Origin of the sequence: Pseudomonas sp. EA_65y_Pfl1_P113, from assembly GCF_963970525.1 — a bacterium.
Classification (GTDB): Bacteria; Pseudomonadota; Gammaproteobacteria; order Pseudomonadales; family Pseudomonadaceae; genus Aquipseudomonas; species Aquipseudomonas tritici.
This window is the reverse complement of the sequence record NZ_CAXAQM010000007.1, coordinates 137,488-152,714: the sequence shown is the minus strand read 5'-3', so window position 1 is coordinate 152,714 and position 15,227 is coordinate 137,488. Positions and strand designations below refer to the sequence as shown.

The 15,227-nt window shown below is 61.1% G+C and carries 18 protein-coding genes; 6 read left to right on the top strand and 12 right to left on the bottom strand.

Annotated elements, in window-relative coordinates:
• Nucleotides 1-271 precede the first annotated feature (271 nt).
• Nucleotides 272-712, bottom strand: a complete 441-nt coding sequence (locus AACY52_RS09460) for a hypothetical protein (protein ID WP_339415498.1) — start codon at nt 710-712, stop codon at nt 272-274.
• Here AACY52_RS09460 and AACY52_RS09455 point away from each other — a divergent pair.
• Entirely contained in the window at nt 711-1,166 is a 456-nt protein-coding gene (locus tag AACY52_RS09455) for a tRNA (cytidine(34)-2'-O)-methyltransferase (RefSeq protein ID WP_065875774.1), read from the top strand. The two genes, AACY52_RS09460 and AACY52_RS09455, sit on opposite strands and share 2 nt — an antisense overlap.
• Before the next feature lie 124 nt (nt 1,167-1,290).
• On the opposite strand, the gene secB is transcribed toward AACY52_RS09455, so the two are convergent.
• From secB to AACY52_RS09440, 3 genes are read right to left on the bottom strand one after another with little or no spacing between them, the layout of a single operon-like run.
• Nucleotides 1,291-1,770, bottom strand: a complete 480-nt coding sequence (secB, locus tag AACY52_RS09450; RefSeq protein WP_024072893.1) for a protein-export chaperone SecB — start codon at nt 1,768-1,770, stop codon at nt 1,291-1,293.
• A gap of 42 nt (nt 1,771-1,812) precedes the next feature.
• Nucleotides 1,813-2,067, bottom strand: coding sequence for a glutaredoxin 3 (gene grxC / locus AACY52_RS09445; protein WP_010213876.1), 255 nt, complete (start codon nt 2,065-2,067; stop codon nt 1,813-1,815).
• 1 nt (nt 2,068) lies between these two features.
• The gene (locus AACY52_RS09440) at nt 2,069-2,482 is read right to left on the bottom strand and encodes a rhodanese-like domain-containing protein (protein ID WP_049710466.1); all 414 of its coding nucleotides are present in this window, start codon (nt 2,480-2,482) and stop codon (nt 2,069-2,071) included.
• 151 nt (nt 2,483-2,633) lie between these two features.
• On the opposite strand from AACY52_RS09440, the gene gpmI reads away from it, so the two are divergent.
• Nucleotides 2,634-4,160, top strand: a complete 1,527-nt coding sequence (gene gpmI / locus AACY52_RS09435; protein ID WP_339415495.1) for a 2,3-bisphosphoglycerate-independent phosphoglycerate mutase — start codon at nt 2,634-2,636, stop codon at nt 4,158-4,160.
• Nucleotides 4,161-4,168: 8 nt separating this feature from the next.
• On the opposite strand, the gene AACY52_RS09430 is transcribed toward gpmI, so the two are convergent.
• The gene (locus AACY52_RS09430; RefSeq protein WP_339438081.1) at nt 4,169-4,321 is read right to left on the bottom strand and encodes a hypothetical protein; all 153 of its coding nucleotides are present in this window, start codon (nt 4,319-4,321) and stop codon (nt 4,169-4,171) included.
• Nucleotides 4,322-4,357: 36 nt separating this feature from the next.
• Between AACY52_RS09430 and AACY52_RS09425 the strand changes: the two genes are divergently transcribed.
• From AACY52_RS09425 to AACY52_RS09410, 4 genes are all read left to right on the top strand, one after another.
• Nucleotides 4,358-5,653 (top strand): murein hydrolase activator EnvC, encoded by a 1,296-nt coding sequence (locus AACY52_RS09425; protein ID WP_339427304.1) that lies wholly within the window; start codon nt 4,358-4,360, stop codon nt 5,651-5,653.
• A 31-nt stretch (nt 5,654-5,684) separates the two neighbouring features.
• Complete coding sequence (locus AACY52_RS09420) at nt 5,685-7,001, top strand: S41 family peptidase (protein ID WP_339427305.1); 1,317 nt, start codon at nt 5,685-5,687, stop codon at nt 6,999-7,001.
• A 1-nt stretch (nt 7,002) separates the two neighbouring features.
• A complete protein-coding gene (locus tag AACY52_RS09415; RefSeq protein WP_339438082.1) occupies nt 7,003-7,788 on the top strand; it encodes a divergent polysaccharide deacetylase family protein in 786 nt (261 codons plus the stop codon).
• A 65-nt stretch (nt 7,789-7,853) separates the two neighbouring features.
• Complete coding sequence (locus AACY52_RS09410) at nt 7,854-9,443, top strand: serine protease (protein ID WP_339438083.1); 1,590 nt, start codon at nt 7,854-7,856, stop codon at nt 9,441-9,443.
• A gap of 3 nt (nt 9,444-9,446) precedes the next feature.
• Here AACY52_RS09410 and AACY52_RS09405 read toward each other — a convergent pair whose 3' ends face one another.
• The 7 genes from AACY52_RS09405 to AACY52_RS09375 form a co-directional block, all read right to left on the bottom strand.
• A complete protein-coding gene (locus AACY52_RS09405) occupies nt 9,447-10,202 on the bottom strand; it encodes an ABC transporter substrate-binding protein (RefSeq protein ID WP_339435762.1) in 756 nt (251 codons plus the stop codon).
• A 66-nt stretch (nt 10,203-10,268) separates the two neighbouring features.
• Nucleotides 10,269-11,039 (bottom strand): imidazole glycerol phosphate synthase subunit HisF, encoded by a 771-nt coding sequence (hisF, locus tag AACY52_RS09400; protein ID WP_003187786.1) that lies wholly within the window; start codon nt 11,037-11,039, stop codon nt 10,269-10,271.
• A 9-nt stretch (nt 11,040-11,048) separates the two neighbouring features.
• Nucleotides 11,049-11,786: a 1-(5-phosphoribosyl)-5-[(5-phosphoribosylamino)methylideneamino]imidazole-4-carboxamide isomerase gene (gene hisA, locus AACY52_RS09395; protein ID WP_003187784.1), complete on the bottom strand. Its 738-nt coding sequence runs from the start codon at nt 11,784-11,786 to the stop codon at nt 11,049-11,051.
• Between the two features lie 39 nt (nt 11,787-11,825).
• On the bottom strand, nt 11,826-12,083 hold the full coding sequence (locus AACY52_RS09390) for a DUF2164 domain-containing protein (protein WP_012721747.1): 258 nt from the start codon (nt 12,081-12,083) through the stop codon (nt 11,826-11,828).
• Nucleotides 12,083-12,721, bottom strand: a complete 639-nt coding sequence (hisH, locus tag AACY52_RS09385; protein WP_339438085.1) for an imidazole glycerol phosphate synthase subunit HisH — start codon at nt 12,719-12,721, stop codon at nt 12,083-12,085. The genes AACY52_RS09390 and hisH overlap by 1 nt, the downstream gene beginning before the upstream one ends.
• Entirely contained in the window at nt 12,721-13,314 is a 594-nt protein-coding gene (hisB, locus tag AACY52_RS09380) for an imidazoleglycerol-phosphate dehydratase HisB (RefSeq protein ID WP_003218037.1), read from the bottom strand. Before hisB ends, hisH begins: the two co-directional genes overlap by 1 nt.
• Before the next feature lie 184 nt (nt 13,315-13,498).
• The gene (locus tag AACY52_RS09375) at nt 13,499-15,160 is read right to left on the bottom strand and encodes an OFA family MFS transporter (protein ID WP_339427307.1); all 1,662 of its coding nucleotides are present in this window, start codon (nt 15,158-15,160) and stop codon (nt 13,499-13,501) included.
• Nucleotides 15,161-15,227: the final 67 nt, after the last annotated feature.

Genomic DNA, 15,227 nt, shown 5'->3' with positions numbered 1-15,227 from the left:
CTTTTTGAAGAGATTTTTTGGCACACCTTGGCCACTCTGGCACGCGCCCTGCAATAACCCTTGTACTACCCAGTTTCGGGGACCTTGGTACAGGCAGGCCGAGAATCCCCTCTTTAACACCGAAGCCCTCAAGGCTTCACCCCGTTTTGGGAGCCCTGGTACAGGCAGGCCGGGAACTCCCTTCTTTACACCCGGGGCTTATGTGGCGCAGCGCCCATAGCTCCAGCCCGTTTTGGGGACCTTGGTACAGGCAGGCCGGGGATTCCCTCTTTTATTGCTCTTGGAGATGGATCTCCAGCCGCCAGCGACCATCGGCCTTCTCACCTTTCCACTCCCCACGCAAAGGCCGAGCCGCCACCAGGTTCAGCAGCAGGCCGCCGTCGGTCTTGCGCACGCGCCAATTCACGCCCCTTTCATTGATCTTGAGTTGCCCACTGGCAGCCTTGCCTTGCGCGTCGAACAGCAGCGCCACCGTACCGTCGATAGGCTCGCCGTGCAGCTTGGGTTCGCGGTTGAACCACACCACCACGCCGTCTTTTGCGGCCTCAACCTGTTGCAGTTCGACCGGGTCCGGCGTGGTCAGTCGGCCAATCATCAAGCCGGTCAGCAAGCCGACAATCGCCAAAGAGCCCATGACCCGCGGCATAAGCTTCGGCCTTGGGTCCTCTTCGGGGGTAGAATGCAGCGCATCTTTGCCTTCGGAGCCGTGCATGTTTCACGTCATCCTTTTTCAACCAGAAATTCCGCCGAATACCGGCAACGTTATCAGGCTGTGCGCCAACAGTGGCTGCCACCTGCATTTGATCGAGCCCCTGGGCTTCGACATGGACGACAAGCGCCTGCGCCGCGCCGGGCTGGACTATCACGAGTACGCCACCCTCAAGCGCCATGCCGACCTGGCGAGTTGCCTGGAAAGCCTGGGGCACCCACGGCTGTTCGCGTTCACCACCAAGGGTTCGCGACCGTTCCACGATGCCAGCTTTGCCGAAGGCGACGCGTTCCTGTTCGGCCCGGAAAGCCGGGGTCTGCCACCGGAGGTGCTGGACGCACTGCCGGACGGTCATCGCCTGCGTTTGCCGATGCGCGAGGGGTGCCGCAGTTTGAATTTATCAAACACCGTCGCCGTTGCCGTCTACGAAGGCTGGCGCCAGCTGGGCTTCAAGTAGCACACATAACAAATGTGGGAGCGGGCTTGCCCGCGATGCAGGCACCTCGGTGTGTCAGTCACACCGCGGTGATGCTATCGCAGGCAAGCCCGCTCCCACATTTAGTTCTGTGTCGGGTTCGAAATTACTGAACCGTCGACGCACCTTCCTGTTGCATGCGCTGCAGCTCTTGCGCGTACAGGGCATCGAAGTTCACCGGTGCCAGCATCAGCGCCGGGAACGAGCCCCGAGTGACCAGGCTGTCCAGGGTCTCACGGGCATACGGGAACAGGATGTTAGGGCAGAACGCACCCAGGGTGTGGCTCATGGACGCTTCGTCCAGGCCCTGGATCAGGAAGATACCGGCCTGTTGCACTTCAGCGATGAAGGCAACTTCTTCGCCGTTCTTGACGGTAACCGACAGAGTCAGCACGACTTCATGGAAGTCGCCTTCCAGTGCTTTTTGACGGGTGTTCAGGTCCAGCGCAACGCTTGGGGTCCATTCCTGGCGGAAGATCGCCGGGCTTTTCGGCGCTTCGAACGACAGGTCACGCACGTAGATCCGCTGCAGCGAGAACTGTGGGCCTTGGGCTTCTGCTGCTTCGGTGTTCTGTTGATCAGTCATCGCAGATCCTTCTCTATCTTGGGGTCTTTAAGGGTTTAGAAGTCAGACGAGCAGCAGCGCATCGAGTTTACCGGCGCGCTCCAGGGCGAACAGGTCATCGCAGCCACCGATGTGCTTGGCGCCGATCCAGATCTGCGGCACGGACGTGCGCCCCGCCTTCTGGGCCATTTCGGCACGCACCTGGGGTTTGCCGTCGACCTTGATCTCTTCGAAGGCAACGCCCTTTTTCTCCAGCAAGGCCTTGGCCCGCATGCAGTAAGGGCACCAATCGCTGGAATACACGACAACCTGGCTCATATCACTTCACCAGCGGCAGGTTATCGGCCTTCCAGCTGCCAATACCACCGGACAGTTTGGCGGCGGTGAAACCGGACTTGAGCATCTCGCGGGCGTGGGTACCGGAGTGCTGGCCTTGGGCGTCGACCAGGATGATGGTCTTGGCCTTGTGTTTTTCCAGCTCGGCCAGGCGCGCGATCAGCTTGTCCTGAGGAATGTTCAGGGCGCCGACGATATGGCCAGCGGCGAAATCCTTGGCCGGGCGGATATCCACGACAACGGCCTCATCCTTGTTGACCAGCGCGGTCAGCTCCGCCGTGCTCAGGCTGCGGCCACCGCGGCTCAATTCGTGAGCGATCAGCAGCGCCAGCAGGATGACGAAGGCACCCACAAGCAGGTAATGGGCAGTGGCAAATGCAATCAGGTGATCAACCATCAAGGAGGTTCCAGAGCGTTAAAATGGCGGTAAGTATACACAGCCGTCAGGGGGGGCCAACCCCCGTAAAGCGGTGACGTGTTCGGAACTTCGCTTTAAACTGCCACTCCCTTTTCAATTGTCTTCCTTTATTAACGCCGCGAGAGGATCTATGACTACTACGCCCAAACCTTTGGTCCTGATAATTCTCGATGGCTTCGGACACAGTGAAAGCCACCACGACAACGCGGTGTACGCGGCCAAGAAGCCGGTACTCGATCGTTTGACTGCCACCGTGCCGAACGGCCTGATCTCCGGCTCGGGCATGGACGTGGGCCTGCCGGACGGCCAGATGGGCAACTCGGAAGTCGGCCATATGAATCTCGGCGCCGGACGAGTGGTCTATCAAGACTTCACACGTGTGACCAAAGCGATCCGCGATGGCGAGTTCTTCGAGAACCCGACCATCTGCGCGGCGGTCGATAAAGCAGTGGCTGCCGGTAAAGCCGTGCATTTCATGGGTTTGTTGTCGGAGGGTGGCGTCCACAGCCACCAGGACCACTTGGTGGCCATGGCCGAACTGGCGTTCAAGCGCGGCGCCGACAAGATTTACCTGCACGCCTTCCTCGACGGCCGTGATACCCCGCCGAAAAGCGCGCAATCGTCCATCGAACTGCTCGACACGACTTTCGCGGCCTTGGGCAAAGGCCGTATCGCCAGCCTGGTCGGCCGTTACTTCGCCATGGACCGCGACAACCGCTGGGACCGCGTAGCCCAGGCCTACAACCTGATCGTCGACGGCCAGGCCGAATTCCACGCCGCCACCGCACAGGAAGGCCTCGAAGCTGCCTACGCCCGTGGCGAGAGCGATGAATTCGTCAAAGCCACCACCATCGGTGAGCCGGTGACAGTCGAAGACGGCGACGCCGTGGTGTTCATGAACTTCCGCGCCGACCGCGCCCGCGAACTGAGCCGCGTGTTTGTCGAAGACGGTTTCAAGGAGTTCGAGCGCGCGCGTCAGCCAAACGTGCAGTACGTGGGCCTGACCCAATACGCCGCCAGCATCCCGGCTCCCGCCGCTTTTGCAGCAGGCACGTTGGATAACGTGCTGGGCGACTACCTGGCAAAAAACGGCAAGACCCAACTGCGCATCGCCGAAACCGAAAAATACGCCCACGTGACCTTTTTCTTCTCCGGTGGCCGTGAAGAGCCGTTCCCGGGCGAAGAGCGCATCCTGATCCCGTCGCCAAAAGTCGCCACTTACGACCTGCAGCCGGAAATGAGCGCGCCGCAAGTCACCGACAAGATCGTCGACGCCATCGAACACCAGCGTTACGACGTGATCGTGGTCAACTACGCCAACGGCGACATGGTCGGCCACAGCGGCAACCTGGAAGCCGCCACCAAAGCCGTGGAATGCCTGGACCTGTGCGTCGGCCGCATCGTCGATGCCCTGGAAAAAGTCGGCGGCGAAGCGCTGATCACTGCCGACCACGGCAACTGCGAGCAAATGTCCGACGAATCTACCGGCCAGGCCCACACCGCCCACACGACTGAACCGGTACCGTTCATCTATGTCGGCAAGCGCGATTTTAAAGTGCGTGGAGGCGGCGTACTGGCGGATGTAGCACCGACGATGTTGATGTTGATGGGGCTGGAGAAACCGGCGGAGATGACGGGGACTTCGATTCTGGTTTAATTCCAACCTCACCACAAAACCAGTGTGGGAGCGGGCTTGCCCGCTCCCACACTGGTTTTGTGCTGTTTGGAAGATATCTTTTCGCCATACCAGTGCCACTCGGCACCTATCTTGCCTTCCAGCCCGAATTGGGCGTTTTTTTTGCCGCGCTTGGCGGGCATACTAGGCCGTCCATTTCCCTGGTGTCGCCCGCCTCTATGCTTCGCGCCTTGATTACCCTTGCTCTTATCTGCCTGCTCCAACCGGCGTTTGCCGATGAGCGCGCACAAACCCAACAACAGTTGGACGCTACGCGTCAGGACATTACCGAGCTGAAGAAACTGCTCGGCAAGCTCCAGGAAGAAAAATCCGGGGTGCAGAAAGACCTGCGCGGCACGGAAACCGAGATGGGCAAGCTGGAGAAGCAGGTCCAGGAGCTACAAAAAGAATTAAAGAAGAGCGAGTCGGAACTGGAGCGACTCGACGCTGAGAAAAAAAAACTCCAGAGCGCACGCGTTGAACAGCAACGCCTGATCGCGATCCAGGCCCGCGCCGCCTACCAGAACGGCCGCCAGGAATACCTCAAGCTGCTGCTCAACCAGCAAAACCCGGAGAAGTTCGCGCGCACCCTCACCTACTACGATTACCTGAGCAAGGCCCGCATGGAGCAATTGAAAAGCTTCAACGAGACCCTGCGTCAGTTGGTCAATGTCGAACAGGAAATCGCCAACCAGCAATCGCAGCTGCAGGACCAGAAAAGCGCGCTCGACACCCAGCGCAACGAGCTGGACAAGGTCCGCAAGGAGCGCCAGCTGGCCCTGGCCAAGCTCAATGACGACGTAAAGGCCCGCGACGCCAAGCTGCAGGCCCGCGAGCAGGACCAGGCCGACTTGGCCAAGGTCCTCAAGACTATCGAGGAAACCCTGGCTCGCCAGGCACGTGAGGCCGAAGAAGCGCGGCAGAAAGCGCTGATCGCCCAGCAGGAATCCGAAAAAAAGCGCCAGCGTGAGGCCGAACTGGCGGCCACCTCGGACGCCCCGGCACCCCGTAAACCGGCGCATGCAGCCTCTGGGCCGCTGGTTTCCAGCGCCGGCGAGTCGTTCGGCGGCCCTTTTGCTTCAGCGCGCGGCAAACTTCCATGGCCGGTTGATGGTCGATTACTGGCACGCTTCGGTGAAACCCGTGGCGATGACACCCGCGCCAAGTGGGACGGAGTGATGATCAGCGCCTCTGCCGGCAGCCAGGTCCACGCTGTTCACGGTGGGCGCGTGGTATTTGCCGATTGGCTGCGCGGCGCCGGTTTATTGGTAATTCTCGACCACGGTAATGGCTATTTGAGCCTTTACGGCCACAATCAGACTTTACTCAAGTCGGCAGGTGATGTTGTAAAAGCCGGTGAATCCATCTCCACTGTGGGTAACAGTGGCGGCCAGGAAACCCCGGCGCTGTACTTCGCTATTCGTCAGCAGGGTCGCCCGAGCGATCCTGCACAATGGTGCAGAACCCAAGGATAAGGGTCGCATCTACATTAGGAGTTCGTTCGACATGCTGCATTTGTCCCGCCTCACTTCGCTGGCCCTGACGATCGTCCTAGTGATCGGCGCGCCCCTGGCTTTCGCCGACCAGGCCGCCCCGGCTGCGCCTGCCACCACAGCCGCCACCACCAAGGCGCCATTGCCGCTGGACGAACTGCGCACCTTTGCCGAGGTCATGGACCGGATCAAGGCAGCCTATGTCGAACCCGTAGACGACAAGACCCTGCTGGAGAATGCCATCAAGGGCATGCTCAGCAACCTCGACCCACACTCCGCCTACCTGGGCCCGGAAGATTTCGCTGAGCTGCAGGAAAGCACCAGCGGCGAATTCGGCGGCCTGGGCATTGAAGTCGGCGCCGAAGACGGCAACATCAAGGTGGTCTCGCCGATCGATGACACGCCGGCATCCAAGGCGGGTATCCAGGCCGGCGACTTTATCGTCAAGATCAACGGCCAGCCGACCCGTGGCCAGACCATGACCGAAGCCGTCGACAAGATGCGCGGCAAGATCGGCCAGAAAATCACCCTGACCCTGGTGCGCGACGGCGGCAACCCGTTCGATGTAACGCTGACCCGCGCGACCATTGTGGTCAAGAGCGTGAAGAGCCAACTGCTGGAGTCGGGCTACGGCTACATCCGTATCACCCAGTTCCAGGTCAAGACCGGTGACGAAGTGGCCAAGGCCCTGGCCAAGCTGCGCAAGGACAACGGCAAGAAACTCAGCGGCATCGTGCTCGACCTGCGCAACAACCCAGGCGGCGTGCTGCAATCGGCGGTGGAAGTGGTTGATCACTTCATCACCAAGGGCCTGATCGTCTACACCAAGGGCCGTATTGCCAACTCCGAACTGCGCTTCTCGGCCACCGGCAACGACCTCAGCGAAAACGTGCCACTGGCCGTGCTGATCAACGGCGGCAGCGCCTCGGCGTCGGAAATCGTCGCCGGCGCCCTGCAAGACCATAAACGCGGCGTACTGATGGGCACCACCAGCTTCGGCAAAGGCTCGGTACAAACCGTGCTGCCGCTGAACAACGAGCGTGCGCTGAAGATCACCACAGCGCTGTACTACACGCCGAACGGTCGCTCGATCCAGGCTCAGGGCATCGTGCCGGACATTGAGGTGCGCAAGGCCAAGATCACCAACGAGATCGACAGCGAGTACTACAAAGAAGCGGACCTGCAAGGTCACTTGGGCAATGGCAACGGCGGCGCTGACCAACCCACCGGCAGCCGCGCCAAAGCCAAGCCGATGCCACAGGACGACGACTACCAGTTGGCCCAGGCGCTGAGCCTGCTCAAAGGCCTGAGCATCACGCGCAGCCGTTGATATGCGTTTTGCCCTGATCATCGCTGTGCTGTGCAGCCTGGCAGGCGTCGCCCATGCGACGCCTACCGGCGAGCCGCACAAAGCCTACCTGACCCTGATCATCGACGACCTCGGGCAGAACCTGCCCCGGGATCGTCGCGTGCTGGCCCTGCCTGGGCCGGTCACCACGGCGATCATGCCCGACACACCCCACGCCGCCGAATTTGCCCGCGAAGCCCACAAAGCCGGCAAGATCGTGATCCTGCATATGCCCATGGACCCGGCCACCGGCCCGTTCGCCTGGCACCCGGAACTGTCCATCGAGGAGCTCGGCAAGCGCCTGGACGCCGCCTTTCAGGCAGTGCCCTACACTGCCGGCATCAACAACCACATGGGCAGTCGCATGACCGCCCAGCCCGAGGCCATGGCCTGGTTGATGGGCGAACTGCAACGGCGCAACAAATTCTTTGTCGACAGCCGCACCAGCGCCAAGACAGTCGCTGCCGCCGAGGCGCAGAAGATTGGCCTGGCCAGCGTCTCGCGGGACGTATTCCTGGACGACGAACGCACCGAGGCGGCGATCACCACGCAGTTGCAGACCGCGATCAAACTGGCGCACAAACAGGGTTCGGCGGTGATGATCGGCCACCCCTACCCGCAAACCCTGGCGGTGCTGGAGCGCGAGCTACCCAAGCTCAAGGCGCAGGGCGTGGAGTGGATCGATATCAAATTGATGATCAGCGTGCGCAGCAACCAGGCGATGGCCGGGCACGGCAAGGACGGCACCTACCGCCCGGCCTCTAGATAAGTACTGCCCCCACCTATTCCCATTCCTGAATAGTGAGCTTTCGGTTCACTCTTACAGGACGTTTTATGAACATCATCCGCATCGCTCTTTCCGGGCTGTTGCTCGGCAGCCTGGCGGGCCAACTCGCGGCTGCCCCCCGGGACTTCGGCGAAGGCCTGGCCAACGCCAGCCCCGCACACAGGCTGAGCAACGCCAACCATCAACACGACCACTGGAACGGCATCGGTCGAATCAGGAACCAGGCCCAGACATTGTGCACCGCGAGCCTGCTCGACACCCGGGACGACGCCGGCCGGTCGGGGCCCGCCTATGTGGTGACCAGCAGCCACTGCCTGCACCGCCTCAACGGTTCGGTGCAAAAAGACTTGCCGATCAAGGGCAGCGTCAGCTTCAACTACTTCGATGACACCTTGGAAACGCTCAAGACCTACTCCCTCAAGACCCTCAAGTGGGGCAGCAGCCAGGGCGTCGACCTGGCCATTATCGAGTTGCAAGCCTCGCTGGCAGACTTGATCAAGGCCGGCATCACGCCCTTGAAGCTGGCTGAAGAAATACCTGCCGATGGCAACGACATCCTCGCCTTGGCAGCCCCTGAGTGGGACACCCTGCATGTATCCGCCTGCAGCCATCAAGCCTCACGCGAGTTGGTGGAACAGCCGTTCGTGTGGCGCGTCACCATGAAGAACCAGTGCCAAGGCGTCGGTCTCGGCGGTTTTGGCGGGCCTTTGCTGGACAGAGCCACCAACACGCTTTTCGGCGTTCTCAGCACCAGCACCACCGGCCAGCCCGAAGAGCGCAAATGCCAGCGCGACGCGCCCTGCGAGGTCAACAGCGGCATACCTGTCTGGCATGCCGAGACCAACTACGGCAGCCCGGTCACGTTCCTCAACCAATGTTTTGTGCGAGGCGTGCTGCAAGCCGACAGCGAGGACTGCAACCTCTACCCCACCACGACCATCACGTTTGCCAGCCCGGAACCTATCCAGCAATATTTCACCCGCAAGGGAAACGGGAAAGGCAAAGACATCGTGCCGCGCTGGAACCTGAAGTTCACAACCAACACGCCGTTTTACCGCTATAAAATCACTCGACGTGCCATCGACTGCGAAAGCCCGGTGCACTACAGCGCGCCGATCAAGGCCGCCAACGCCTTTGTGAACGACGCCATCGGCCCGCAAACGGGGATGCACATGCTGTGTATTGTGGGCGTCGACTCCGCTGAGCAACGGGTCACGGACGGCATGATGAGAAACGCCCTGACCCTGGCGGTCGAGCTTGCCGAACCCGGACCGGCACGTACGCCGAACCTGACGATCACCCTGGATAAGCAAGGCTCGGCGGCCTACACGGTGATCTGGAACCTGGCCTCTCCCTTCATGCATCGCTACACCTACAAGTTCGGGCCGGCCGCCACCACCGACTGCCTGCGGCCAGTCGGCTACCTGCCCATTCCACCAGCGCCCACACCACCGGAAGATGACGACGACGACATCATCGATATCGTGCACCCCCTCAATGACTACCCCGACATGCCGCTGGAGAAATATCTACGCCTGATCACCGTCAGAGAAACGCCTTACAAAATCTGTACGTATGCCTATGACCAGGCCGACCAACCTTCCACGTTACGGGTCGATTTGCTCAAGCCGCGTTGACGTCTAGAGATAGCGCGCCATGATTTCGTCAATCACACCGTCGTTACGCAACTGGTCGAGCGCCGCCTGCAACTTCGCCACCTGGTCATCCGGCACCTCCTTGTTGAGGGCCAGGTAGAGCTGGGCGCTATTGAAGCGCAACACGGTCTTGAGCCCGGTAATACCGACCTGACGCGCCAGGTAGCGCCCGGCCGGATCGCCGGTGGCCCACAGATCGATCTGGCCATCCAGCAGCTTTTGCGCGTTGTCCTGGTCGCGCAGCACGACGACGGGATTCAGGCCCTGCTTCTCCAGGGTCAGGGCAATGGCATCGCCCTTGTAGGCACCGATCCTGTAGCGGCGCGCGTGTTCCAGGTCCTCCAGCTGGATCTTGCTGTCGGCCTTGGCCAGCAGCACCCAATCGTCCGGGCCGATGGGGCCGACCCATTTGAACAGCGCCTCACGGTCCGGCAGGCGCGCCATCACGAACACGCCGTAGCCTGGTTTTTCCAGGGCGAGCTTGTAGATGCGCTCCCAGGGAAAGCGCAGGGTGAGATTGTAGGAAATGCCCGCACGCTTGAAGGTTTCGCGCACGATGTCCACGGCGATGCCTTCGATGTTCTCGTCCTTGGCGAAGTTCTTGCCGTTTTTCGCCATGTTGTAGGGCGGGAAGTTTTCCGTCAGCAATACCAGGGAGGCGTCGGACGGTTCTTCGGCGTGAGCCGGAGTGGTCAACAGGAGGGACGTACTGGCAAGGGCGAGCAACAGGTGCTTGAACATGAAAGTTACCGGAATCCATGGCAAGCGCAGAGAGTGCCTCTGGCCTGCCATGGTGTCCAGCAGCGTTTAGCGAACGACGATACCGCGTGCCGCCATATACGCTTTGGCCTCGGGAACGGTGTATTCGCCAAAGTGGAAAATACTCGCCGCCAACACCGCACTGGCGTGGCCTTCGAGCACACCGTCGGCCAGGTGCTGCAGGTTGCCGACGCCGCCGGAAGCGATCACCGGGATGCCCAGCGCATCGCTGATGGCACGGGTCACGCCCAGGTCGAAGCCGTTTTTCATGCCGTCCTGATCCATGCTGGTCAGCAGGATTTCACCGGCGCCCAGGCCTTCCATCTTCATCGCCCACTCCACCGCGTCCAGGCCGGTTGGCTTGCGCCCACCGTGGGTGAAGATCTCCCAGCGCGGGGTTTCGCCCGGACCCGAGACTTTCTTCGCGTCGATGGCGACCACGATGCATTGCGAGCCGAAGTGCTGCGCGGCCTCGCCCACGAACTCCGGGTTGAACACCGCCGCCGTGTTGATCGAGACTTTGTCCGCGCCGGCATTGAGCAGGTTGCGGATGTCTTGCACAGTACGCACGCCACCGCCCACGGTCAGCGGGATGAAGACCTGGCTGGCCATGCGCTCGACGGTATGCAACGTGGTGTCGCGGCCGTCGACGCTGGCGGTGATGTCGAGGAACGTAATTTCGTCGGCACCTTGCTCATCGTAGCGACGGGCAATTTCCACCGGGTCACCGGCGTCGCGGATGTTCTCGAACTTGACGCCCTTGACCACGCGACCGTTGTCGACGTCCAGGCAAGGGATGATGCGTTTGGCCAGCGCCATGGTCAGTCCTCAGCCGTTGTAGGCATCGCAGTAAGCCTGGGCTTCGGCGACGTCCAGGGTCCCTTCGTAGATCGCGCGGCCGGTAATGGCGCCGATGATGCCGGGCGCCTTGGCGTCCAGCAGCGACTTGATGTCGCCCAGGTTGTGGATACCGCCGGAAGCGATCACCGGGATCTTCGTGGCGGCCGCCAGCGCAGCGGTGAACGGCACGTTGCAGCCCTGCATCATGCCGTCTTTGGCGATGTCGGTATAAACGATGGCGGAGACGCCGTCGGCTTCAAATTGCTTGGCCAGGTCGATCACTTGCACGGTACTGATTTCAGCCCAGCCGTCGGTGGCAACGAAACCGTCCTTGGCGTCCAGGCCCACGATCACCTTGCCGGGGAAGGCGCGGCAGGCTTCGGCGACGAAGGCCGGGTCTTTCACCGCCTTGGTGCCGATGATCACGTAGCTCACGCCGGCCTTGACGTAGTGCTCGATGGTTTCCAGAGAGCGGATACCGCCGCCGATCTGGATCGGCAGGTTCGGGTAACGCTTGGCAATGGCGGTGACCACTTCACCGTTCACCGGCTGGCCTTCGAAAGCGCCGTTCAAGTCCACCAGATGCAGGCGACGGCAGCCCCCTTCGACCCATTTGGCGGCCATGCTCACCGGGTCGTCGGAGAATACGGTGGAGTCTTCCATGCGGCCTTGGCGCAGACGTACGCAGGCACCGTCCTTGAGATCGATAGCGGGGATAATCAGCATCTGGCAAACCTTATTCGATATTCAGCAATGCTTGGGAAATCAGGGTTTCTCAAGCGACCACAGGTCGCTTTCGATGCTTTCGAACCTTTCTTTGAGGAGCGTCTGCGTGTCGAAAATCGCCCTGTTGTAATAATGCGGAGCCACTTCAGTGGTGAACAGTTCGAGGATCTCGGCGACCTCGAACGAGCCCAGCTTGAGCTCGAAGCGATCTTCCATGAAACGCTTGATCTTGAGGGTAGCCTCACTCTCCTGTTCAGGCGTGAGGTTCAAGACCGGCTGCTTCGGCTTCCTGGCCATTACCAGCGCCCGTCCCAGGCGGCGAAGTTCTGCAGCAATTGCAGGCCATGGGTATGGCTCTTCTCCGGGTGGAACTGCACGGCAAACCGCGAGCCTTCGGCCAGCGCAGCGGCGAAATCGACGCCGTAGTGCCCGCCACCCACCACCTGGCCCGGCTTACCGGCGGCGATGTAGTAGCTGTGCACGAAGTAGAAGCGTGCCATGTCCGGAATGTCGTGCCACAGCGGGTGATCCACCGCCTGGCTGACTTCGTTCCAGCCCATGTGCGGGACTTTCAGGTGAGCGCCGTCTTCATGCAGGTCTTTGCCGAAGAACTTCACTTGCCCAGGGAACAGGCCGATGCAGTCGACACCGTCGTTCTCTTCGCTGCGCTCGAGCAAGGCTTGCATGCCCACGCAGATGCCGAGGAACGGACGGTCCTGGCTGACTTCGCGCACCAGGCTGTCAAAGCCCAGGCGGCGGATCTCGGCCATGCAATCGCGAATCGCGCCAACACCTGGGAACACCACGCGATCGGCTTCGCGAATCACGTTGGCATCGCTGGTGATCAGCACCTTGCCGGCACCGACGTGCTCGAGGGCCTTGGCCACCGAGTGCAGGTTACCCATGCCGTAATCGATAACCGCGACCGTCTGCATTACAGGACGCCCTTGGTCGAAGGCATTTGCCCGGCCATGCGGTCATCCAGCTCGACGGCCATGCGCAGCGCGCGGCCGAAAGCCTTGAACACGGTTTCGATCTGGTGGTGGGTGTTGGTGCCGCGCAGGTTGTCGATGTGCAGGCTGACAAGTGCGTGGTTGACGAAACCCTGGAAAAACTCCTGGAACAGGTCGACGTCGAAGCCGCCCACGGTGGCGCGGGTGTAGGGCACGTGCATCTGCAGGCCTGGGCGGCCGGAGAAGTCGATGACTACGCGCGACAGCGCTTCGTCCAGCGGGACATAGGCATGGCCGTAGCGACGGATGCCTTTCTTGTCGCCGATGGCCTTGGCAAATGCCTGGCCCAACGTGATACCGACGTCTTCCACCGTGTGGTGGTCGTCGATATGCAGGTCGCCCTTGCTGACGATATCCAGGTCGATCAGCCCGTGACGGGCGATCTGGTCCAGCATGTGCTCAAGAAAAGGGACACCGATATCAAATCGGGCCTTTCCGGTGCCATCCAGGTTGATCGAGGCTTTGATCTGGGTTTCCAGAGTGTCGCGCTCGACAGACGCCTTACGTTCGGCCATCACCAGCTCCGCAAAATCATTGGGCGAAAAAGGCGGCCATTATAGGGGCGCGGGCGCTAAACAGAAACATCGGAGGGGATAAGACTGACGAGTTGAAGCGAGAGATGTCGGGGATAGACATGTGCATACATGTGAGCGCCAGTCGTGCAGTGAGCGGGCTGCCCCGCTCACTGCACGCTTGGTGTTAGCGGAACAGTACCGCCGTCTTCTGCAGGGTCACCCACACACCCCACGCCAACGGAATACCCACCACCAGCCAGGCAGCAATGGCCAAAGGCACAGTGCCGGACGCCGCTTTCCACTCCAGGGAAGTGGTCGCATCCGCGCCTTTGTCATGGCCCAGCGCCTGTTCGGCGGCCAATTCGGCATCGGTCATGAAATACTTGTCGGCCACCGGACGAACCAGCAGGTTGCAGATGAAACCCAGCACCAGCAGGCCGGCCAGGATGTACAAGGTGATGTCGTAGGCCGCAGCGCGTTCAACGCCAATGCTCAGCTGATACTCACGCAGGTAGTTCACCAACACCGGGCCCAATACGCCCGCAGCGGCCCAGGCGGTCAGCAGGCGACCGTGGATCGCGCCGACCATTTGCGTACCGAACAGGTCAGCCAAGTAGGCCGGAACGGTCGCAAAACCACCGCCGTACATCGACAGGATGATGCAGAACGCCGCCACAAACAGCGCCACGTTACCCAAATGCCCCAGGTTCGGGATCAACGCGTACAGGGCAAAGCCCAGGGCGAAGAACACGAAGTAGGTGTTTTTACGCCCCAGGTAGTCGGAGAACGACGCCCAGAAGAATCGGCCACCGATGTTGAACAGGCTCAACAGCCCCGTGAAACCTGCTGCGATGGCGGCAATGGACGCCAATTGACCGGCATCCAGCTGACCAAACGGTACATCCACACCCAGCAGCTTGCCGCCGAACACTTCCTGCAGCAGTGGCGAAGCCATGCCGAGGATGCCGATACCGGCGGATACGTTCAGGCACAGCACCAGCCAAACCAGGCGGAATTGCGGGGTTTTCCACGCCACGTTCACGTGCACGTGGCGGTGGGTGATCATCGCGTTGCTGGCTTTTTTCGCCGGTGCGGTCCAGCCCTCAGGTTTCCAGCCGGTGGGTGGAACGCGGTAGGACAAGGCGCCGCCGATCATGAACACGAAATAGATCGCAGCCATCACCAGGAAGCACTGCCATACACCCACACTGTCTGGCGTTGCGAAGTGACCCATCAATGCGGCTGCCAACGGGGCGCCAACCATCGCACCACCGCCGAAGCCCATGATCGCCATACCGGTGGCCATGCCACGCTTGTCCGGGAACCACTTGATCAGGGTCGATACCGGCGAGATATAGCCCAGGCCCAGGCCGATACCGCCGATGACCCCGGAGCCGATCCACATCAGCCAGATCTGGTGGGTATAGATACCCAACGCCGAGATCAGCAGGCCGCCACACCAGCACAACGCCGACACAACACCGGCCTTACGTGGCCCGGCATGTTCCAGCCAGCCGCCCCAGATGGCTGCCGAGCAGCCCAGGAAGATGAAGAACAAGGTGTAGATCCAGCCCAGCATGGAGATGGGCCAGTCGCATTGGGACGAGAAGACTTGGGCGATGAAGCTCATGTCCGGCGCACAAGCAACCGGCTTGGTGATACCCAGCGCCTTGGACAATGGCAACCAGAACACCGAGAAGCCGTAGGCCATGCCGATGCAAAGGTGGATAGCCAGGGCGGCCGGCGGAACCAGCCAGCGGTTGAAGCCGGGCTTGGCGATAATGCGTTCCTTGGACAGGAACGCAGGCTGTGCGGCAGTTGAAGCGGCCGCAGTGCTAATGCTCATTGGTGTTTCCCCCAGTTGTTAGTATGTGTCCGTCAGGCGCTCTCTCCCTCGGCCTTGCACGCAAAGC